Raw genomic sequence first — 23,095 nt, forward strand, 5'->3', positions numbered from 1 at the left:
CAACCTCCTCGCACGGGGCGTACGTGGATGAGTCCCACCCCGCAGGGGGGGGCCACCCCCGCTCCCCTCCGCGGGCGGGGGGGGGGCGGGCCCGGCGGCGCGGGCCAGGCGGGACTGTCGCACCACGCCCTAGCTGCATGGAGACCGGGCATGCGGGCACCCATGGGCCCGCATGCCCGCTCACGACAGGCCCTACGTCAGGGTGATCGCGTACACCTCCACGCGCGGGTCGGCGGGGAGCGTCAGCGAGCGCAGCGTCTTCGAGGCGTCGAGCCTGGCCGTATCGCCGAACAGCCGCACCGTCGGGCCGTCGATGCCCTGGCCGTCCTTGATCCGGTGCGGCATCTCGAGCGCGACGGAGCTGCCAGCCGGTGCCGACCCGGCCCAGTCGCCGACCGTGACCGGCACCTCGACGCTGCTGCCGTCCACGTACCGTACGGTCAGCCGGGTCGTCACCGGTCCGTTGTGCGATGCGGCGACCAGGCGGAGCGAGGAGTGGGCGCGGGCGGGCAGCAGCAGGGCCTGACCGCGGGCCTCGACGAAGTTCGCCGCGGTGCCGGACGGGTCGGGCGCGTCATGGGCCACGCCGCCCCAGGTGACGGTGCCGGCCTTCGGGAGCAGGTCCGCGTCGTAGCTCCAGCCGAGGCCGTCGAAGTCACCCTGGCCCGGCTCCGCCGCCGTGGCCGTGCCGTCGTGGTTCAGATCGCGGCGGAGGTCGACCGCGCACTGCTCGCCCGATGCCGTCGCGCATGTCGCCGCCGGACGGACCTCGACGGTGGCGGTGCGGAGCACCGTGTTCGCGCCCCTCGCGGCGACCGCGACCGACACCGGATACGACCCGACGGGGGTGCCGGCCGGCACCGTGACCGCCAGCGACACGTTCTGCTGCACCGGCAGGTGCCGGGAACGCAGAACCAGCGGCGAGTTGGGCGTCGCCGCCACCTTCCAGCCAGAAGGCGCCTTCGGCGTCACGGTCACGCGGAGTTCGTCCGGTGCCTGACCGAGTACGTCCAGGGTCAGGTGGGCGGTCCGGTCCGCGTCGCCCGCCGGTACGACGTCCGAGGAGGTGCGCAGTGACGCGTCGACGTGCCGGCGGCCGTCTGCTCCGGCCCGGCCCACGGACGGCGGTTCGGCGCCCTCTTCCGTACCCCAGGAGGAGGGTGCCGTGCCGAGCTCGTGCGCCAGGGTGCCGCCGTGCGCGACCGCGTCCCAGCCCAGCCACGACTTGCGCACGTCCTTGCCGTCCAGCGACACGCGCCGCACATACCGCGACGCGTCGCTCGCCCCCGGCGCCTTGATGGTCAGCGTGCCGCCCTGCTTCCCGCCGTGCTTCCCGATCCGGACGGTCGCCGACTCGAACTGCGGGCTGGACAGCGCCAGGAAGTCACCGCCGCTCATCGTCGGGTACAGGCCGAGCGAGGAGAACACGTACCAGGCCGACATCGTGCCCAGGTCGTCGTTCCCGGTCATGCCGTCCGGGCCGTTGGTGAACAGGGACATCGCCGCCCGCACCACCGTCGCGGTCTTCGCCGGCGCACCGGCCCAGTGGTACACGTACGGAGCCAGCAGATCCGGCTCGTTGTTCGGGTTGTACGTCGGCTTGGCGTAGTAGTCGTACGGCTGGGAGATCCAGTCCTTGCGTACCGTGCCCGCCGGGTCGGTGAGCAGCTTGTCGTACACGAAGAACTCGTCCAGCCGCTTCTCCGTGGCGCGCCTGCCGCCCATCAACCCCACCAGCCCGGCCGGATCCTGCGGTACGAGCCACTGGTACTGGTACGCGCCGCCCTCGTGGAACTGGCGGCCGGCCTCGACCGGGTCGTACGGCGTCTGCCACGTGCCGTCGGCTGTGCGCGGCCGGAACTGGCGGATCGAGGAGTCCCACAGGTTTCGGTACCACTGGCCGCGTGCGGTGAACATCTTCGCGTCCGCGGAGTGTCCGAGCCCGCGCGCCATCAGCGCGAGCGACGCGTCCGCGGCGGCGTACTCGAGGGTGGCCGAGGCCGGGTGGTTGCAGTCGTTGTCGCCGCCCTTGTCGGCGCAGTCCTTGCCGAGTGCGAGACCGGACGGGATGTAGCCGCGCTTCGCGTAATGGTTCACGCCCGAGCGGCCGTTGTACGGGGAGTCGGCGGGCGGGGTCCTGGTCGCGTTCTTCTTCAGGAGCGCGTACGCCTCCTCCTCGTGCCCGGCGAGCAGGCCCTTCGACCACGCCTCGACCAGGAACGGGGTCACCGGGTCACCGGTCATGATGTTGGTCTCGCTGTTGGCGAGCGCCCACCGGGGCAGCCAGCCGCCGTCCCGGCCGATGGCGAGGACCGACAGCGCGACGTCGCGCGCGACCCGCGGCTCCAGGAGCTCCAGGAGCTGGTTCTGCGGCCGGTAGGTGTCCCACAGCGACAGGTTCTGATACGGCGTGAAGCCGGACGCCGCGTGGACCTTGCCGTCGAAGCCGACGTAGCGGCCGTCCACGTCGCCCGCGAGGTTCGGGTGCAGCTGCGCGTGGTAGAGGGCGGTGTAGAACGCGCTCTGCCGGTCCCGGGTGCCGCCGCTGATCCGGATGGCGTCGAGCTGCTTCTCCCACGCGGCCTGCAGCTTCGTGCGCGTGGCGTCGAAGTCGTACGAGTCGCCTGTCTCCGCCGCGAGGTTCTTCCGGGCGCCCTCCGTGCCGGTGTACGACAAACCGACCTTGACCACGACGTCCTTGTCCTCGGTCGCGTCGAAGGTCACCCAGGCGCCGTTGCCGCCCGCACCGGCCGCATCCCGGCCGCCGGGCTCGGGGCTGGAACCGCGCCACGTGCCGTGGGCCTTGAAGGGCCGGTCGAAGACGGCCGTGAAGTAGACGGTGTGCCGGTCCTTGCCCGCGCAGAAGTTGCCGGCCTCGATGCGGCCCTCGACGGTGCGGTCACCGACGACGTGCACCTCCGAGTCGAACACCTTCTGGTTGGCCTTGCCGGTGTTGAACAGCACATTCGCGGCGCCGCTGGTGGGGAAGGTGTAGCGCTGCCAGCCGGTGCGCTCGGTGGCGGTGAGCTCGGCGTCGATGCCGTACGTCTTCAGGCCGACGCGGTAGTAGCCGGGCTCGGCGTCCTCGTCGTCGTGCGAGTACGCCGAGCGGTAGTCGTCGGGGTTCACGCTGTCGACGGCACCGGTGGTGGGCATGATGGGCAGCTCGCCCATCACCTCGCAGCCGACCCCGGAGAGGTGGGTCTGGCTGAAGCCGTGGATCTTGTTCTGCTGGTAGTCGTAGCCGCCCTGGCCGCCGGTGTCGGGGCTGACCTGGACCATGCCGAAGGGCGCGCTCGCACCGGGGAAGGTGTTGCCGAAGTTCTGCGTGCCGACGAACGGATTCACCAGCGCGGCGGGGCCGTCGGCCTGTGCCGCGTCGGCCCGTGCGGGCACGAGCACGTTGCCGAGCAGCAACGCGACGGTCAGCAGGGCGCACGTGAGAGCGACTGCACCTCCTCCCACTCTGTTACGCATCCAGATTGCCGGGAGTCGCATCGGGCCACCTCTTTGACAACGTTGTCTGAATCGGATCCGCGAAACCGTGTCATGCGCCCACGGCCCTGTCAATGGACCTGTCGAGAACTGCCGTTCAATGCCCGGCGGCTCCGTCCGAGGCACACCGGGCCCGGGCGCACCGCCCACCTGACGCTCCGGGCCCGGTTCGCATCGGTAACTCAGGCCCAGTAGTGCCGGCGTTGAAAGGCGTAGGTCGGCAGTTCCACGGTCCGTGCTCCTCGGGCGGCGTAGTACGTGGTCCAGTCCGGTGCGCATCCGCCGACGAACAGCGACGCGAGGATCTCGGTGACCGCGGCCACGGCGGTCACCGCACCGGCGGTCCGGACCACGGTGACGCCCTCCCGCACGGAGTCGGCCGGCAACGCGGCGGCCAGATCGATGACCAGGGACGCGCCTTCGGACCCCAGGCCCCGGGCAAGTGATTCCGTGTCGGCAGCCGCGTCCGCCCAGTGGCCGGGGGCAGTGAGACCGGTCCGGGTGAGCCTGGCGCCGCTCCGGACGCACAAGAGCGGAATCCGGGGTTCGGTGACGTCGAGGCCCGGAGGATCCCCGGCCGCCAGGAGCCGCAGGGAATCCGACAACGGCACGGCGCCGGAGACGTGCGCGGCCAGGATGCGGCCGCGGCCCAGTCCCGCGACGGCCCTGGGCCGCACCGCCAGCGTCTCGAGCAGGCGGTGCACGCCGAGTTGGACCGCGAACGCGTATTCCGGCGTAGAGGGGTGCCGATCGTGTGCCAGGGACAGTGGTTCCGAGATCGCGGGGAAGGCATCGGCGAGCTCGGCGGCGCTGCCGGCCGGCCACGGGCAGTCGCCGAACACGATCGCTGCCCTGCCCCGCACCTGTGCGCCGGTCACGACGTTCGCGGCTGTGCGGCCCTCCTCCAGGGCGCGCAGGCCGGCCAGCAGGCCGGTCCGGTCCGTCCCCCACACCACGGCCCGGTGATCCATCACGGACCGGGTCGCGGCCAGGGACCACGCGATGTCGAGGACGCTCGTCCCGGAGCGTTCCTCGGCGAACGCCCGCAGCCGCCCGGCCTGTTCGGCCAGTGCCGGACCGCTGTGAGCGGAGAGCACCCAGGCGGTGACCGGCAACGGACGCACCGGATCACTCGGACCGTCCGGGGCGGGGGCGGCTTCCTCCAGGACCACGTGAGCGTTCGTGCCGCCGACGCCGAACGCGGACACCGCGGCCCGTCGGGGCCGGCCCGGTGCCGGCCACGGCCGCCGGGCGGTGAGCAACTCGACGCTGCCCGACGACCAGTCGACCTCGGGGGTCGGTGCGTCGATGTGAGGAGTGGCCGGGAGAACACCGTGCTGCATCGCGAGCACCGTCTTGATCACACCGGCCACCCCCGACGCGGCCTGGGTGTGGCCGATGTTGGCCTTCAGGGTCCCCAGCCACAAGGGCTGATCACCAGTCCGTGACCGGCCGTACGTCGCCAGCAGGGCATCGGCTTCGATGGAGTCACCGAGGCTGGTCCCGGTCCCGTGGGCCTCCACGACGTCGACCTCTGCCGCGGACAACCGGGCATCGTCCAGGGCCCGGCGGATGAGCCGTTGCTGTGCAGGGCCGTTGGGAGCCATCAGGCCGTTGGACGGCCCGTCGTGGTTGACCGCGCTGCCGCGGGCCACCGCCAGCACCCGGTGGCCATGGCGTCGCGCGTCGGACAACCGCTCCAGCAGGAGCATGGACGCGCCCTCCGCGAAGCCCGTGCCGTCGGCCCCGGCGGCGAACGGTTTGCACCGGCCGTCGGCCGACAGGGCGTGCAGATGGGACAGCTCGACGAGCACACGCGGGTCGGTCATCACACATACGCCGCCCGCCAGCGCCAACGCGCACTCGCCCGAGCGCAGGGAGCGGACGGCCAGGTGCAGCGCCACCAGGGAGGAGGAGCAAGCGGTGTCCACCGTCAGGGCCGGACCTGCCAGGCCGAGGTGGTACGCGATCCTCCCGGACAGCACACTGCCGGTGTTGGAAGTGAGCCCGAAGTCGTCCGGCTCGGGCGAGGGCAGGAGCGGGTACGGGGAGTGGGTGGCTCCGACGAACACTCCCGTGTCGCTGTGCCGCACCGACTGCGGGCTGATTCCCGCCCGTTCGATTGCTTCCCAGGACACCTCCAGCAGCAGCCGTTGCTGCGGGTCCATGGACGTGGCCTCGGCGTCGGACAGCCCGAAGAACTCCGCGTCGAAGTGGCCTGCGTCGGACAGGAAACCGCCGTGGAGGGTATCGCTGCGCCGAGTGGCCGCAGGATCGGGGTCGTACCACTCGTCGGTTCGTATGCCCCGGTCCTCCGGATAGGAGGACAGTACGGAGTCGCCTTGATCAAGGAGCTGCCAGAGCCGTTCCGGGCTGTCGATACCACCGCAGAACCGGCAGGCCATGCCGATGACGGCGATCGGTTCGGCTGCGGCCCCGGCCAGTCGGCGGTTTTCCCGGCGCAGCTGTTCGTTCTCCTTCATCGAGGCGCGCAGGGCCTCGATGAACTCCTCGGTGTTGCTCACTCACGCTCCTGGCTCTGTGCACGGAACAGCCGCAGCAGATCTTCGCCGTCCATGCGGTCGAGTTCGTCGGTATCGACGGCGGTGGGCCCATCGGCCGCCGGGTCGGTGGTGGTCGGCTCCCCTTCCTGCTGGGGCAGGAGCCGGTCCCGGAGGTAGGCGGCGACATCGTTCGGGGTGGGATGGTCGAAGACCAGCGCAGCAGGCAGGACCAGTCCGGTCACCGCCCGCAACCGGTTGCGCAGGTCGAGTGAGGCGAGTGAGTCGAATCCGGCGTCCCGGAACGGCCGTCGGGGGTCGGTCAGTTCTCCGTCGCGGATCAGAGCGACCTGTGACATCACCAACTCGACCAGTTCCTCCTCCTGCTCGGCGAGGGGCAGGCCGGCAAGGCGGGTCAGCAGCCCCTCGGAGTCGTCCTGCTGCCGCTCGGCAGGCTGGTCGGCCACCCGGCGGGTGGCGTCGCGCAGCAGGTGCCGCAGCAGAACCGGCACATGGTGACGCGCGTCGTGCAGAGCGGGCCAGTTGAGCGAGACGGGGGCGAGAACCGGACGGCCGCCGGCCAGCGCCGCGTCGAAGAGCGCCATGCCCTCGGCGTCGGTCAGTGCCTTGATGCCCTGGCCGGCGATACGGCGGAAGTCGTCGTCCCCGAGATGGCTGCCCATCCCGCTTTCGTGTTCCCAGAGCCCCCAGTCGAGTGCGAGGGCCGGCAGCCCGAGGGTATGCCGGTGCTGCGCGAGGTCGTCCAGGAAACCGTTGGCCGCGGCGTAGTTGCTCTGTCCGGCGCCTCCGAAGACCGCGCCGGCGCTGGAGTAGAGAACGAACGCGGCCAGGTCCAGGTGTGCGGTGAGCGTGTGCAGGTTCCAGGCTCCCTCGACCTTCGGCCGCAGGACGGCGTCGACCTGGTCGGACGTCAACGTGGACAGGACGCCGTCGGCGAGTACGCCCGCGGTGTGCACGACGGCTCGGAGCGGTGCGTCCGCCGGCACGGCGGCCAGCAGCTCGGTGAGGGCGACGGGGTCCGCCACATCGCAGGAGTGCACCGATACACGCGCACCCGACGCCTGCAGTTCGGCTTGCAGTCCGGCCGCGCCCGGTGACTCCGGACCTTGACGGCTCACCAGCATCAGGCTGCGGGCGCCGTGTTCGGTCACCAGGTGACGGGCCAGCAGCGAGCCGAGGCCGCCGGTTCCACCGGTGATCAGTACGGTGCCTGACTCGCTCCAGGTCACCGCCTGGCCCTCAGCCGCCGCGGTGCGTACCAGTCGCGGTATCCGCACCGTGCCTTCACGCACCCTGAACTGGGTGTGTCCGGCAGCCAGGGCACCGGCCGACGGGACGAGTCCGCTGTCGTCCTCGATATCGGCGAGCACCAGCCGGTCCGTGTGCTCCAGTTGCGCGGACCGTACCAGGCCCCAGTACGCACCGGCCCCGAGGCCGGGTCCCTGCGTGACACACACCAGGCGCGCAGAGCCCAGCCGGTCCTCGGCCAGCCAGGCGTTGATCAGATGCAGCACGGCCTTGATCCGGGTGTGGACCGTGCCGGGTGTGTCCGAGGAGCCGGCGACCGCGGGCAGCGGAAGGATCACCACCTGCGGCAGCTCCGTGGCCGACAGCAGACCGGCCAGGTCGCAGTGGCGGGGCAGGCCGGGGAAGCGTCGTGTCAGGAACGGGTCGAGTACGGTCCACCCGGCCGTCGGCGCCCGGTCCACCGGCACCGGGGTCCAGTCGACCTGGAACAGCGAGTCCAGATGTCCAGTACGGGCTTCTCGCAGCCACTGCGGGCCGACCGTCCGCAGCGCTGATGTCGCCGTCAGTACCGGAGCCCCCGTGTGGTCGGTGGCCCGTACGGTCACGGTGCCGTCCTGCGCGCTGCTGAGCCGCACGCGTACCCGGGTCGCGTCGACGGCATGCAGACGGACGGCCCGCCACCGGTCGGGGACCTCGGGCAGATTCGGGTGCAGCAGGGCGTCCAGCAGCACGGGGTGGACGGCGAACTCGGATGCGTGCAGGTCGTGAGGCAGCGCCAGCTCTGCGAAGACCTCGTTCCCGGCCCGCCACATACGTTGCACGCAACGCGGAGCCCGGTCCGGAAGACAGAGGGTGTCGACATCGATCTCGGTGGCGCGAGGGGGCAACCATGAGTCCGGCACATCCGGGCGGTGAGTGACCGGCTCGGGAGCCAGTACGCCCGTGGCATGGCACACCCAGGCATGGTCCGTTCCGCCGTCCGGCCTGGAGTGGAACGCAAGGCTGCGCCGGCCCGTGCCGTCGGGCGAACCGACGGAGATCTGCAGGCACAGCCCGCCGTGTTCGCGGAGAACGGCTGCGGACCGTACGTCCAGCCGGTCGACCAGGCCGCAGCCGACGCGGTGGCCGGCGTGCAGCGCCAGTTCCAGCAGGACACCACTGGACAGCACCGCGTCGCCGTCCACCCGGTGGGAGACCATCCACGGGCGGTCGCTCGCGGACAGCGACCCGCTCAGCACCAGCCCGCCGTCGGGCAGGTGCACCACCGTATCGAGCAGGGGGTGACCGGTACCGGTGCTCCGCCCACCTGTCGTCGGCCGGATCATCCACAGATGCCGGTGTGCGAAGGCGTATGCCGGCAGGTCCACCCGGCGGGCGCTGGGGAAGTGGGGGGTCCAGTCGACGCGTACGCCGGAGACGTACAACGCCGCCGCCGCGGACAGGAACTGCCGGAGGTCGCCCTGTCCCCGGCGCAGCGACCCCGTGACCACCGGGTCGACAACCCGCTCCGCCAGGGTGTCCTCAAGGCCGCCCGTCAGCACCGGGTGCGGTCCCACCTCGACGAAGACCCTGTAATCCTGAGCTGCGAGAGCCTCGACCGCCGCATGGAACCGCACGGGCTCACGCATGTTCCGGTACCAGTAGCCGGCGTCGAGTTCCGCGGTGTCCATGAGCCGGCCGTTCACGGTCGAGTAGAAGGGGACCTCCGACGTCCGGGGCACGATGGGGGCCAGGGCAGTGAGGAGTTCCTCGCGCAGCTTCTCGACCTGCGGGCTGTGCCCGGCCGCGTTTCCGCCGCGGACACGGCTCACCCGCAGCCCCTCGGCGGCCAGCTCCGCTTCCAGTTCGTCGACCGCGGCCGACTCACCTGAGACGATGGTGCCGGCCGGGCCGTTGATCGCCGCGACCGACAGAGCGTCCCCCCAGCGTTCGATCCGCTCCTCGATCCGCGCCGCCGGAGCGAGCACGGACAGCATCGCGCCCTTGCCGGACAGTGCCACGAGCGCCTTGCTGCGCAGCGCCACGATACGCACGGCGTCGCGGAGCGAGAGCCCTCCGGCCACGTGGGCCGCCGCGACCTCGCCCTGCGAGTGGCCCACGACAGCAGCGGGTTCCACACCGAGGGAGCGCCACAGGGCAGCCAGGGAAACATTGATCGAGAACAGCACGGGCTGCAGGACGTCGATGCGATCGAGTGACGCGGCTCCGGGGACCTGCCGCACGACATCGAGCAAGGACCAGTCGACGAAGGCGGACAGTTCTTTCGCGCACGCCGCCATCGAGTCGGCGAAGACCGCAGACGTGTCCGTCAGTTCGGCTGCCATTCCGGGCCACTGCGTGCCCTGACCCGGGAAGACGAACACCACGCGGTGGTCACTGCCGGAAACAGTGCCTCGCACCACCTGGGCGTGCGGCACACCGGCCTCCACGGCGGCCAGCCCGTCGAGCAGGGCCTGCCGGTCGCTCCCCAGGACGACGGCGCGCTCGGCCAGGGCGGCCTTCGCGGTCGTCAACGACCACCCCACGTCGAGGGGATCGGCTTCCAAGGCGCTGGGGTGATGACGCAGGCGCGCTGCCTGCACCGCCAGCGCCGGGGCGTCGACGGCGGACAGTGTCCAGGGAACCACGGCCGTGCCGCCGGGTTCACGGGAGGGAGCGGCTGTCCGGGTGACGCCTTCGAGGATCACGTGCGCGTTGGTCCCGCTGATGCCGAAGGAGGAGACAGCCGACCGCCGAGGTCGCTCCGTGTGGGGCCACGGCTGCTGCTCACCGAGCACCTGGACCGTGCCGGCGGACCAGTTCACCAGCGGCGAGGGTTCGTCGGCGTGGAGTGTGCGCGGTGCTGTGCCGTGGCGCATCGCCATCACCATCTTGATGACTCCGGCGACTCCGGCGGCCAGTTGGCTGTGCCCGATGTTGGATTTGATCGAGCCGAGCAGCAGCGGGCGTCCCTCGGGTCGATCCGGTCCGTAGGCCGCGATCAGTGCCTCTGCTTCGATCGGGTCGCCGAGCGCGGTTCCGGTGCCGTGCCCCTCGACCACGTCGATGTCCACCGGTTCGAGCCCGGCATCGGCGAGCGCCTGACGGATGACCCGTTGCTGGGCGGTGCCGCTCGGCGCGGTGAGGCCGTTGGACGCACCGTCCTGGTTGACCGCCGAACCGCGAACGACGGCCAGTACGTTGTGACCGTTGCGACGGGCGTCCGAGAGACGCTCCAGCACCAGTATTCCGACGCCTTCGCCCCAGCCGGCGCCGTCCGCGCCGGCGCCGTAGGCCTTGCTGCGTCCGTCCTCGGCCAGCACCCGCAGTGATCCGAACTCGACGAACGAACTGGGCGTCGCCATGACGGTGGCTCCGCCGGCCAGCGCCAGTGTGCACTCGCCACGGCGCAGGGACTGGACGGCGAGGTGCAGGGTGACCAGCGAGGATGCGCAGGCCGCGTCCACGGTGATCGCCGGACCCTCCAGCCCGAGGGCGTACGCGATCCGGCCGGACGCGACGGCCGGGGTGTTGCCGGTGCCCAGATAGCCGTTGTACTCGGTCAGATCGTGGTGCGGCCATGAGCCGTAGCCCATGTCGGTCACACCGGCGAAGACCGCGGTCCGGCTGCCGTGCAGCGAGGAGGGATCGATTCCGGACCGCTCCAACGCCTCCCACGAGCATTCCAGCAGAAGGCGCTGCTGGGGATCCATCGCTTCGGCCTCACGCTGGGAGATACCGAAGAACGCCGGGTCGAAGGCTCCTGCCTCGTGCAGGAACCCACCTGCTCTCACATATGTACTGCCCGGCTCGGCGGAATCGGGGTCCAGCAGTTCGTCGAGGTCCCAGCCGCGATCGGTGGGGAAGCCGGTGATGGCGTCGCCGCCGGCGGCCACCAGATCCCACAGTTCTTCCGGGGAGCCGATCCCGCCCGGATAGCGGCAGCCCATCCCCACGATCGCGATCGGCTCGTGTTCCGGAGCCGAGCCGGCGGAATGCCGGACCTCCCCGGCCGGCGCAGCGGAAACCTGCGTCTGCGCGGTCGGGCCATCTGCGGTCTTCAGGAGATGCCGGGCGACCGCCAGCGCGGTGGGATGGTCGAACACCAGGCCGGCGGGCAGCTGAAGTCCCGTGAGCAGGCCCAGACGGTTGCGCAGCTCGACCGCGCCGAGCGAGTCGAACCCGAGGTCCCGGAACGGCCGGTCCACGGGGATGTCGTGCGGCCCGTCGTGACCGAGGACCTGCGCGGCATGGGTACGCACCTGGTCCAGTACGAGGGCCTCCCACTCGTTCCGGGGCCGTCCGTGCAACAGGCTGAGCAGCGTGCCGGCCTCCTGAGCACTCTTCGGCGCGCGGTGTACCGCACGCCGTGCCAGACCGAGCAGCGGCGCGGGTACATGCTCCTGGCCGGCCCGGAGCGCGGACTGATCCAGCCCGATCGGCACCAGTACGGCCGCGTGCCCGAGAGAGTCCGGCGGGGACCCCGGGTCCGTCCCGGCGTCGAGGGCGAGGGCCGCGTCCAGCAGGGCCAGGGCATCCGGCACGGTGAGGGCCGGCAGGCCCAACCGGCGCATCCGGTCCAGGTCGTTGCCGGTGAGCCGCGCGCCCAGCCCTGTCTCGACGTCCCACAGACCCCAGGCCAGGGACTGCGCCGGCAGGCCCTGGGCACGACGACGGCAGGCCAGGGCGTCGAGGAACACATTGGCCGCGGCGTAGTTGCCCTGCCCCGCCGCCAGGACCAGTCCGCCCGCGGAGGAGAACATGACGAAGGCGTCGAGATCGAGGTCCTTCGTCAGCTCGTGCAGATGCCAGGCGGCATCCGACTTGGACCTCAGCACCACGTCCAGCCGCTGCGGTGTCAGCCCTCCGACCAAGGCGTTGTCGGTCACCCCAGATGCATGAACCACGGCGGTCAGCGGCCGTTCCGCGGGAATCCGCCGCAGCAGCCGTGCCAGTGCGTCACGGTCCGCCGTGTCGCACGCGGCCACGGTGACATCGGCGCCCAGCCGCTCCAGCTCCTCACGCAGATCCTCCGCGCCGGGCGCGTCCGATCCGCGACGGCTGACCAGCAGGAGACCACGTACGCCGTGCACGGTCACGAGGTGACGTGCCACCAGTGCGCCCAGGCCGCCGGTACCACCGGTCACCAGGACTGTCCCATCACGCCGCCAGGACGCGGCGTGGCCCGCCTCGGGCAACTCCCGTATCCGCGCCAGACGCGGCACGAGCGCCCGCCCGGAGCGCAGCGCCACCTCGGCCTCGCCGGAACAGGCGGCGGCCGCCAGCCGGCTGTCCTCCACGTGGACGTCGTCGACGTCGATGAGGACGAACCTGCCGGGGTTCTCCGCCTCTGCCGCGCGTACCAGTCCCCAGACCGGCGCGTGGCGCAGATCCACCTCCTCCTGGCCGGACACGGCGACCGCCCGACGGGTGACGACGGCGAGACGCGAGGAAGCGAACTGCTGCTGCCCGAGCCAGGCCTGCACCGCCTCCAACACCTCGGTGGCAAGGGTCCGGACACCGTGGGGCACGTCGCCTTCCTCGCCCGCAGGTCCCGTACATCGCATGACAACCACTCGCGGGACCTTGACGCCGCCGCAGGCCACAGCCTCGGCCAGAGCCTTGACGTCGCGGAAGGCCGGCAGCCCGGCGCCGTTCGCTTCCGTGTGATCGCCGACTACGACGAGGCCGCCCTCGTCCGGCGCCGGATTCGCCTGATGCGTCAATGGCCGGTTGTCCCACCGCAGGCTCAGGAGCGCGGCCTGCGAAGCCGCACCGGACGCCGCACCGGACGCCGCACCGGACGCGGCGCCGGAGCGCTCGGGCGCGAGCGGTCCCATGCGCAGGGAATCCACCGAGGCGACCGGCCGCCCACTCGTATCGGCCAGTCGCAGGCCGACAGCGTCCGTGCCCTGCGGAACCACCTGCACCCTGAGTTCTCGGGCCCCGGTTGCGTACAGGGTCGCGCCGTGCCACGACGAGGGCACCCGGATCCCGTCCGTTCCGGGCCGCGCCGCCGACCACGGGTGGGTGGCGGCCTCCAGCAAGGCCGGGTGCAGTACGAAGCCGTGTGCTCGACCGGCGTTCCCTTCGGGGAGTGCCACCTCGGCGAACATCTCCTCGCCGCGCCTCCAGGCTGCCCGCGCCCCCGCGAAGAGCAGACCGTGGTCGAAGCCCTGCTGCGCCGGCCTCTCGTAGAGCTCTTCGACGCCCACCGGAACGGCACCCGCCGGTGGCCACTGCGCAAGGTCGAACGGCGCGGTGCTCGTCTCCTCCGACAGCACCCCGCTCGCGTGACGCGCCCAGTCGGAGCCGGTGCCCTCGGCCTTGGAGTAGACCGTCACCGTCCGTTCCCCGCCCCGCGCCGCACCGACGACGACCTGGAGCTTCACCGCGCCGCTCTCGAACAGCACCGGCGGGCCCTCCAGGGCGAACTCCTTGAGCTGACCGCAGCCCACCTCGTCACCGGCCCGCCAGGCGAGTTCCACGAAGGCGCTCGGCGCGAGGACCATGCGGCCGGCCACCTGGGTGCCGGCCGGCCAGGGATGGTCCTTCGGGGAGATCCGCCCGGTGAGCACCACACCGCCCGAGTCCGGCAACTCCGTGGCCGCGCCCAGCACCGGATGGTCCACCGGCCCGAGGCCCAGCGAGGCGGGATCGCCGCTCGGGTCCGGGGCCGTGAGCCAGTGACGTCGCCGCTGGAACGGATAGGTCGGCAGTTCCGCGGGAGCGGCAGTACTCCCGGGAATGACCCGCTGCCAGTCCACCGGCACGCCTGCGACATGCAGCCGGGCCACCGCGGAGAGCACCGCGTCGGCCTCGGCCCGGTCGGGTCGCAACGCCGGTACGAAGACGGCCCCTCGGGCCGGGGAATCCTGTCCCAGCGCCGAGAGCACCGCGTTCGGCCCCGCTTCGACGAAGGCCCCGACACCATGCTGTGCCAAGTACTGGAGGACGTCATGGAACCGCACCGCCTCGCGCGCGTGGCGGACCCAGTACTCCGGGTTGCGCGCGTCGTCGGCCAGAAGGGTTCCGGTCACACCCGAGACGATCGGGACGCGGGGAGCGGAATAGGTCAGCGTTCGCGCGACCTGCCGGAACTCGCCCAGCATCGGCTCCATCAGCGGCGAGTGGAACGCGTGCGACACCCGCAAGCGCTTGACCCGGCGTCCCTGTTCCGAGAAGCACGCGACGATGCGGATGACCGCGTCCTCGTCGCCGGAAACCACCACGGAGTCGGGACCGTTGACAGCGGCCACGCCGACCGTCGGACCCAGCAACGGCCGCACCTCGTCCTCGGCCGCCTGGACGGCTGCCATCGCCCCGCCGAAAGGCAACGCCTGCATCAGGCGGCCCCGCGCGCCCACCAGGAGTGCCGCGTCCTGCAGTGAGAGCACCCCGGCCACGTGCGCGGCCGCCAGCTCGCCCACCGAATGCCCGGCCAGGTAGTCCGGTTCGACCCCCCAGGACTCCAGCAGCCGGTACAGCGCGACTTCCACCGCGAACAGCGCGGCCTGGGTGTACTGCGTCTGCTCCAGAAGCCCCGATTCCGGTGAGCCGTCGACGGCGAACAGCACGTCGTGGAGCGGTCTGTCGAGTTGCAGGTCGAGGTAGCCCGCGGCTTCGTCCAGAGCCTGCGCGAACACCGGGTGGAGACTGCGAAGTTCACGTCCCATTCCCAAGCGCTGCGCACCCTGGCCGGGGAAGAGGAACGCCAGTTGCCCCTCGGCGCAGCGACCGCTCACCAGTCCGGGACCCTCCCGGCCCTCAGCCAGCGCTTCCAGCCCCCGGGCGAGATCACCGCGTCCGGAGCCCCACACCACAGCGCGGTGCTCCAGCAGCGCGCGGTGGCCGGCGAGTGCCCGGCCCACCGCGTGCAGACCCTCGTCGGCTGTCGCGTCCAGGTGGGCCCGCAGCCGGGCTCCCTGCGCGCGCAGCGCCTGCGTGTCCTTCGCGGACAGTGCCCATGCGACGGGGAGGTGTCCGGGCGCCTCCGCCGCGGCCGGCGGCTCCTCCGCGTGCACTGCCGGAGGCTGTTCGATGATCACGTGCGCATTGGTGCCACTGACACCGAACGAGGAGATCCCGGCCCGCCGCGGCCGATCACGGTCCGGCCAGTCCACCGACTCGGCGAGCAGCCGGACGTGGCCCGCCGACCAGTCCGCGTGCGGCGTCGGCTCGTCCACGTGCAGGGTCTTGGGCAGAACTCCGTGCCGTATCGCCCCGACCATCTTGATCACACCGGCGACACCGGCCGCGGCCTGCGTGTGCCCGATGTTCGACTTCACGGACCCCAGCCACAGCGGCCGCTCCTCGGGCCGTTCCTGCCCGTAGGTCGCCAGCAGCGCCTGTGCCTCGATCGGGTCTCCCAGCCTGGTGCCCGTCCCGTGTGCCTCCACCACGTCCACGTCCTTGGACGTCAGCCCCGCCGAAGCAAGCGCATCGTGGATCAACCGCTGCTGCGCCGTGCCGCTGGGCGCCGTCAGGCCGTTGGACGCACCGTCCTGGTTGACCGCGGAGCCCCGGACGACCGCCAGCACGGTGTGTCCCAGGCGTCGGGCGTCGGAGAGCCGCTCCAGCACCAGCAGTCCCGCGCCTTCGGAGAAGCCGGTTCCGTCCGCGCCCGCCGCGAACGACTTGCACCGTCCGTCCGGGGCAAGGGCCCGCTGCCGGGAGAACGCCGTGAGGACGCCCGGGCTGCCCATGACCGCTGCGCCCCCCGCCAGCGCGAGCGAACACTCACCTCGTCGCAATGACTGCGCCGCCAGGTGCACCGCGACCAGTGAGGAGGAGCACGCCGTGTCGACGGTGATCGCCGGCCCCTCCAGGCCCAGGCTGTAGGCGACTCTGCCCGAGGCGACGCTGCCGGCATTGGCGGTCATGAGGTAGCCCTGCAGATCGTCCGCGGCCTCGTGCACACGTACGCCGTATTCGTGGTTCTCGACGCCCACGAACACACCGGTCCGACTGCCCTGCAGGCCCGCGGGGTCGATTCCCGCACGCTCGAACGCCTCCCACGACACCTCCAGCAGCAGTCGCTGCTGCGGGTCCATCGCGGCTGCCTCGCGGGGACCGATACCGAAGAAGCCGGCGTCGAACTCCGTAGCCGTGTCCAGGAATCCGCCCTGCGCGCCACCACCGGCCCCGGAAGGGGCGTGATCCTGAGCGAAGACGCGTTCCAGGTCCCATCCACGGTCGGCAGGGAGGTCCGACAGGGCTTCCCTGCCCTCGGACACCAGCCTCCAGAGGTCCTCGGGCGAGTGCACCTCCCCGGGGAAGCGGCATCCGATGCCGACGATCGCGACGGGCTCGTCGTGCAGGACCGGCTGCGAGTCCGGAGCGGACGCCGGGTCCGCCAGTCCGAGTTCTCTGCGCAACCGGCCGGCCAGCGACCGGGGAGTCGGATGGTCGAAGCCGACCGTGGGCGGCAGACCCACCCCGGCCGCCGTGTTCAGCCGGTCCCTCAAGGCGACCAGCGGCAATGAGCCCAGTCCCAGGTCCCGGAACGTCATGTCCGCCTGGATCCGTGGCCGCGCGTCCGCATCCGCCGGGTGCAGAACTGCCCGTGTGTGCTCCACGACCAGAGCGAGGAGCTCCCGGCTCTGTTCCTGCTCCGGCAGGTTCGACAGACGCAGAGCGAGTCCAGCCCCCGACGCCACCTCACCCTGCGGCCGGCCGACCGCGTGAGCCGTGAAATCAGGGCCGGCGAACTCGGTCATCTGCGCATCCCCTGCTTTAGAGCGAAACGATCCTTCTCGCGGGGGTACCATGCATGGCGGAGATAGAAGATTGATACTCGGTCAGTCAGCGGGGGGCGACGACCAAGTGGGTTGTGCTCGTCCTGCGCCGGTGTGTCGACGGCACCCGCGTCACGCAACTCGCCCGCGCCCACGGCTTGGCCGACTCCATGAACGGCCCGCCGCCACCGTGGACATCCCACCCTGACCGACCTCGGTCACGAGAACGCCGCGGAAGTCCTCCGCCACCGGTCGAAGCCGAAGGGCGGCGAACTCGCCGAGTGCGCACCGGTGTTCAACACCGTGATTTGGGGCGTCCACGCCGTCGCCGAACGCGCCAACGCCCCGCAGAAGGTCACGAGACGTCACCGAGAAGGGTTCATTGATTGTTCCATGATCCAGCAGGGGGACCTGGCCGCATTCCATTCCCTGGAGATCCGTCCATGACGGAAGTGACGTTCACCGTCCTGGGTGCGGTCCGTGCCTGGCACCACGGAGTCGAACTGGACCTGGGCTATCCCCAGCAACGGGCCGTTCTGGCCGCCCTGCTCGTGCGGGAAGGGGCCTCCGCGACGCTCGACGAGCTCGTCGACGGCATCTGGGGAGAGAACGCCCCTCAATCGTCGGCGCGTCAGATACGTACCTACATCTACCGCCTCAGGAAGACACTGGGAGCCCGCGGCCGACTCAGCATCAGGTCGATGGGGGGTGGCTACCTCCTGGAATCCGGACCCGAGTCGAGTGATCTCTCCCGCTTCACACACCTCGTCACCCAGGCCCGCGAGTCCCACCGGGCCGGCGACACGGTGTCCGCCGCAGCTCGCTACGGCGATGCCCTCGCCCTGTGGACGGGGACCGCACTGGCAGGCATCCCGGGCCCCTACGCGGCCACCCAGCGAACACGGCTCACCGAACTGCAGTTGGTTGCCGAGGAAGAGCGGCTGGCATGCACTCTTGAGCTCGGAGCCTACAACCAGGCCGCCGCCGAGCTCTCCGGACTCGTCGCCTCCCATCCGCTGCGCGAACGTCTCTGCGAGCTTCAGATGATGGCGCTCTACGGCGCCGGCAGGCAGGCCGAAGCACTCGACTCCTTCTACACGACCAGCCGCCGGCTGAGGAAGGAGCTGGGTGTCGGACCCGGCCAGGCGCTGAGCACGGTGCATCAGCGCATACTCGACAACGACCCCATGCTGCTGCGCGCCGCTCCCGCCACAGCGCCTTCCTCGGTGACAACGACATCAGCCAGGACTGCCACCCCGACGCCGAAGCCGGCACAACTGCCGGCGGACCAGCCGCACTTCACGGGACGCGCGGACGAGCAGGCAGCCGTCACCGTGCTCGCGGGAAAGGCAGAGCGCACGGTGGTGACAGCCGCCATCACCGGTCCGGCGGGCGTCGGGAAAACAGCACTGGCGGTGCACTGGTCCCACAGGGCCGCCAGTTCGTTTCCGGACGGGCAGCTCTATGTGAATCTGCATGGATTCGGCCCGACCGGCACTCCGCTGGAGCCCGCTACGGTGATCCACGGATTCCTCGATGCGCTCGGAGTTCACCCGGAACGGATTCCGGCGGATTTCGAGAACCTGGTCAGGTTCTACCGCAGCCTCCTCGCAGGACGGCGCATGCTCGTCGTGCTCGACAACGCCCGCGACTCCGAGCAGGTCAGGCCCTTGCTGCCCGGCACGGCCGGTTGTCTGGTCCTGGTGACCAGCCGGGACCGACTGCCGGGCCTGGTCGCCTTCGACGGCGCCTGCCCGCTCCCGCTGGACCTGCTCAGCGAGGCGGAGTCGCATGAACTGCTGACACACCGGCTGGGAGCGGAACGCGTCGCCGCCGAACCCAGGGCAGTCGAGGAACTGATCGGGCTCTGCGCCCGGCTCCCGCTGGCACTGAACGTCACGGCGTCCCGCGCCATCGCCGTGCAGCCTGTCTCCTCCCTGGCGTCACTCGTCTCCCAGCTGCGCGCACCTCACGGCCGGATGGCCGCCCTTGACGCGGGTGATGTGCTCACGGACGTCCAGACGGTGTTCTCCTGGTCCTATCGCCTCCTGGACGAAGAGGCTGCCCGGATGTTCCGGTTGCTCGGCCTGCATCCGAACGGGGACATCACGGTGCCCTCCGCCGCCGCTCTGGCCGCCTGCGGTCACGACCAGGCGCAAGCGGCCCTGGAGGCACTCGCCCGCGCGCATCTGCTGACCGAAGTCATTCCGGGGCGCTACTCCCTCCACTCCGTCCTGCGCGCCTACGCGGTCGAGCAGTCCCGCATCCACGACTCCGGTACCTGTCACGTCACATGAGCAGGCCGGGTGTGCAGGCCGGTCCCGGAGTGCCGGTGCTCGTGGTCGTCCGCTCGCCGGCGCGTCGGCTCCTTACGTCAGGAGTGCGTGGTTGTCAACGGCTGCCTGTCTGGACCGCTCCGGATTCCCATCCCCCCATGCCAACGCCATGATCCTCATGGCGGCCCGTGTGTCGGCCGCATCTGTCTGATCCTGTTCTGTCGGACGCGACCGCAGGAGTTGTGTGACTCGGAGGGGGCCGTGGACATGGTGGACTGCATCATCGTTGGGCACAACGATGGCGACTTTCCGGCGCAGGTCGACATGGTCGCGGGCATGGGGCGCGATTCCGGTGCGTACCGCGACCTGTCGCTCGCCTTCATGCAGTGGGAGGGCGTGCCGACCCGGGCCCTCGACTTCCTGACCCGGCAACGCGTGGCGGACAGCTACGGCGACGACCGGCGCTACCACAATCTCGAGATGCTCTGGCCCACCATCACCTACCTCGGCTCGTTCCTGGCGCGGCACGGCTACTCCTTCGACTACGTCAACCTGTTCCAGGACGAGAAGGAACAGTTCGCGGCCAAGCTCGCCGACGAACCGCTCGCCGTGGCGGTCACCACCACCCTGTACGTCACGCCCGATCCCGCCGTCGAGGTCGTGCAGTTCGTCCGGGAGCACAGCCCGAAGACGAAGGTGATCGTCGGCGGCCCGTTCGTGGCCAACTACGCGCGGCAGACCTCGCGGTCCGCCTTCAGTCAGGTGCTCAACCTCGTCGGTGCGGACGTCTACGTGGTCAGCAGTGAAGGTGAGAGCACGATGGCGAACGTGCTGGCCGCGCTCAAGGCAGGCAAGTCGCTGCGCGGCATACCGAACGTCATCTTCCGGGAAGACGGGGAGTGGGTCTTCAACGACGAGAAGATCGAGTCGAACGCGCTCGACCAGAACATGGTGGACTACCACCTGTTCGAAGGGTCGCTGGGACAGTTCGTCACGCTGCGCACCGCGAAGTCCTGCCCCTTCTCGTGCGCCTTCTGCGGCTTTCCGGCGCGGGCCGGCAAGTACATCTACCAGCCGACCGAACTCGTGGAGCTCGAACTCGACCGGATCCGGGAGCACGGGTCCGTCACCAGCCTCACCATCATCGACGACACGGTGAACGTGCCGAAGGTCCGCTTCAAAGAAATACTCCGGATGATGATCCGGAAGGACTACGGGTTCCGATGGAACTCCTTCTACCGCAGCGACCACGGCGACGACGAGACCATCGAGCTGATGGCAGAGGCCGGCTGCGAGGGAGTCTTCCTCGGTGTGGAGTCCGGGTCGGACACCATGCTCAAGGGAATGAACAAGACCGCCCGGCGGCACAATTACATGCGGGCGATTCCGCGGCTGCGGCAGGCCGGCATCGTTACCCACGCGAACCTCATCATCGGATTCCCCGGTGAAACGAAGGAGACCGTGGACGAGACCCGCAGCCTGCTGGCCGAGGCACAGCCGGACTTCTTCCGTCCGCAACTGTGGTACGCCGACCCCATCACGCCGATCTGGGAACGGCGCGATGAATTCGACGTATCCGGCTCGATGTTCAACTGGCGGCACCGGACGATGACCTCCGACCAGGCGGCCGACATCATCGACGACATGTTCCTTGACACCCCGGATTCCCTCTGGCTGCCGCAGAGCGGATTCGAGCTGTGGAGCGTCTTCTATCTGATGCGCCGGGGAATGAGCCTCGATCAGGTGAAGCAGTACGTGCGCGCGTTCAACGCCGCGGTCGGGGAGAACGTAGGTCGCTCCACTCCGGTCGAAGTCAGCGCGGCCGCAGTGGACCGCCTTGTCGAATCCGCGCAGTTCAAGCCGGCCGGCGTCGGCGGTGCCCCGCTGCCCGGGGCGGTCCCCGCCTAGGGCGTGTTGCGAAAGTAGCGCCGTCCGCCCGGAGGGCGGGGCCCGCGGCGTCTGGTGCGTGCGATCGCAAGGCGGTGGGGGCACCTCCCAGGCGCAGCTCTGGGGGAGATCATCCTCGTACTGGGCGTACTTGGATGAGTCCGACAACGCAGCGAGGGGGCACCTCCCGTGCCCGAAGGGCTACGGGGGAGTGCGTGCCAGGCGTCGCGTGCCAGGCGGGACTTTCGCAACACGCCCTAGGCCGCGTACCCCGCGTTCCGTTTCTGGTCGATACAGGAGAAGCGTCAGATGGTCATCGAGAACACAGCCGTCACGGACATCGTCGACCAGTTCGAGCGGAGCGTCGACACCAGGCCGGACGAGCCCGCGGTCGTCCACGGTGACCTGGTGCTGAGCTACCGCGAACTGGACCGCCGGGCCAACCGCCTGGCCCACGCTCTCATCGCCGCCGGAGTGGGCGTGGAGTCCGTCGTCGCGACAGTTCTGGAGCCGTCCGCCGATCTCCTCGTCGCCTACCTCGCCGTGCTCAAGAGCGGCGGCGCGTTTCTCCCCGTCGACCCCGGCCAGCCGGCGCGCAGGCTGGCGGACCTGGTCTCCCGTGCGGGTGCCCGGGCCGCGATCGTGCCCGACGGCGGCGCCGGATTCCCGCTCGGTGACGTGACGGCCGTCCCGGTGTCGGCGGCCGCGCACGGCGACGCCGAAGCGCTCCGCCCCCGGCCGGCCGTGTGCCCCGAACAGCTCGCCTATGTCATCTACACCAGCGGCTCGACCGGGCGACCGAAGGCGGTCGGCGTGAGCCGCCACGCCATTTCCCAGCACACTTCGGCGATCGCCGACCGGTACGAACTTTCCGCAGCCGACCGCGTCCTGCAGCCCGCGCGCCCCGGCGTCGACGTCGCCATCGAACAGAGCCTCACTCCGTTGACCCGCGGGGCGAGCGTTCTGGTGCCGGTCGGCCGGTGGGGCGCGCTCGAACTGGTCGAGAAGATCCGACAGGCCCGGCCGACCGTGGTGGACCTGCTGCCCGGATACGCACAGCACATCGTGGACAGCTACGCCGACGGGTCACTGGACTCCATCCGGCTGCTCCTGCTCGGCGGCGACACCGTCAAGCCCGGCGATATCCGCGCCTGGCGCCGGATTCTGCCCGCGAACGCCCGGATCATGAATGCCTACGGTCCGACGGAGGCGACGATCACTGCGGTGGCGGGTGTGGTGGGCTCGGGCGCCGGTGGGGATGGAGTTGTGCCGATCGGGGTGCCGGTCTGTGGGGTGCGGGTCTTCGTGGTGGACGAGGACTTGCGCGAGGTGCCGGTCGGGGTGCCGGGGGAGTTGTTGATCGGTGGAGAAGGGGTGGCGCGGGGGTATGTGGGCCAGCCCGGTCTGACGGCGGAGCGGTTCGTGCCTGATCCGTTCGGTGGGTCGGGTGGGCGGCTGTACCGGTCGGGTGACCGGTGTGTGTGGCGTGCGGACGGCGTGCTGGAGTTCGTCGGCCGGATTGATGAGCAGGTCAAGATCCGTGGCTTCCGGGTGGAACCGGGAGAGGTCGAGGCGGTCGTCGCCGGGCATCCGGGGGTTGCGGAGTGCCTGGTGATGGTGCGTGAGGACCGCCCTGGCGACCGCCGGTTGGTGGCCTATGCGCGCCCGGTGCCGTCCAAGTCCGGCAGCGACCTTGAGCCGGTGTCGCCGGTGGAGTTGCGCGAGTTGGTGCAGGAGACTCTGCCGCACTACATGGTGCCGGCGGCCTTCGTGCGGGTGTCACGCTTCCCGTTGACGGTGAACGGCAAGGTCGACCGGTCGGCGTTGCCGGTGCCGGCGCGGGAGGATCTGGCGGTTTCGGAGGGTGCGGAGCCGGTCGGTGAGGTGGAGCGCACAGTCGCGGAGGTGTGGAGCCGGGTCCTGGGAGTGGACCGGGTCGGTCTGCACGACA

At 70.7% G+C, this 23,095-nt stretch carries 6 protein-coding genes; 3 read left to right on the forward strand and 3 right to left on the reverse strand.

Features of this window, described 5'->3' with window-relative positions; translation table 11 throughout:
* Window positions 1-192: 192 nt before the first annotated feature.
* The 3 genes from ACWGI8_RS15555 to ACWGI8_RS15565 form a co-directional block, all read right to left on the reverse strand.
* Complete coding sequence (locus ACWGI8_RS15555) at window positions 193-3,498, reverse strand: GH92 family glycosyl hydrolase (protein WP_453661216.1); 3,306 nt, start codon at window positions 3,496-3,498, stop codon at window positions 193-195.
* Window positions 3,499-3,677: 179 nt separating this feature from the next.
* Window positions 3,678-6,020 carry a type I polyketide synthase gene (locus ACWGI8_RS15560; RefSeq protein WP_453661217.1) on the reverse strand — a complete coding sequence of 781 codons (2,343 nt, stop codon included), beginning with the start codon at window positions 6,018-6,020 and terminating at the stop codon, window positions 3,678-3,680.
* Window positions 6,017-16,963 carry an SDR family NAD(P)-dependent oxidoreductase gene (locus ACWGI8_RS15565; protein ID WP_453661218.1) on the reverse strand — a complete coding sequence of 3,649 codons (10,947 nt, stop codon included), beginning with the start codon at window positions 16,961-16,963 and terminating at the stop codon, window positions 6,017-6,019. The genes ACWGI8_RS15560 and ACWGI8_RS15565 overlap by 4 nt, the downstream gene beginning before the upstream one ends.
* Before the next feature lie 461 nt (window positions 16,964-17,424).
* Between ACWGI8_RS15565 and ACWGI8_RS15570 the strand changes: the two genes are divergently transcribed.
* From ACWGI8_RS15570 to ACWGI8_RS15580, 3 genes are all read left to right on the forward strand, one after another.
* Complete coding sequence (locus ACWGI8_RS15570) at window positions 17,425-19,278, forward strand: BTAD domain-containing putative transcriptional regulator (protein ID WP_453661220.1); 1,854 nt, start codon at window positions 17,425-17,427, stop codon at window positions 19,276-19,278.
* 246 nt (window positions 19,279-19,524) lie between these two features.
* Complete coding sequence (locus tag ACWGI8_RS15575; protein WP_453661222.1) at window positions 19,525-21,165, forward strand: PhpK family radical SAM P-methyltransferase; 1,641 nt, start codon at window positions 19,525-19,527, stop codon at window positions 21,163-21,165.
* Window positions 21,166-21,453: 288 nt separating this feature from the next.
* Window positions 21,454-23,095 (forward strand): amino acid adenylation domain-containing protein (locus tag ACWGI8_RS15580; protein ID WP_453661223.1); only part of this gene is annotated, 1,642 nt, incomplete at its 3' end.

This window comes from Streptomyces sp. NPDC054841, assembly GCF_053611045.1.

Coding starts and splice junctions, on each gene's coding strand:
- ACWGI8_RS15555 (WP_453661216.1), bottom strand. CDS start 3,498: ATGCGACTCCCGGCAATCTGGATGCGTAACAGAGTGGGAGGAGGTGCA.
- ACWGI8_RS15565 (WP_453661218.1), bottom strand. CDS start 16,963: ATGACCGAGTTCGCCGGCCCTGATTTCACGGCTCACGCGGTCGGCCGG.
- ACWGI8_RS15575 (WP_453661222.1), top strand. CDS start 19,525: ATGGTGGACTGCATCATCGTTGGGCACAACGATGGCGACTTTCCGGCG.
- ACWGI8_RS15570 (WP_453661220.1), top strand. CDS start 17,425: ATGACGGAAGTGACGTTCACCGTCCTGGGTGCGGTCCGTGCCTGGCAC.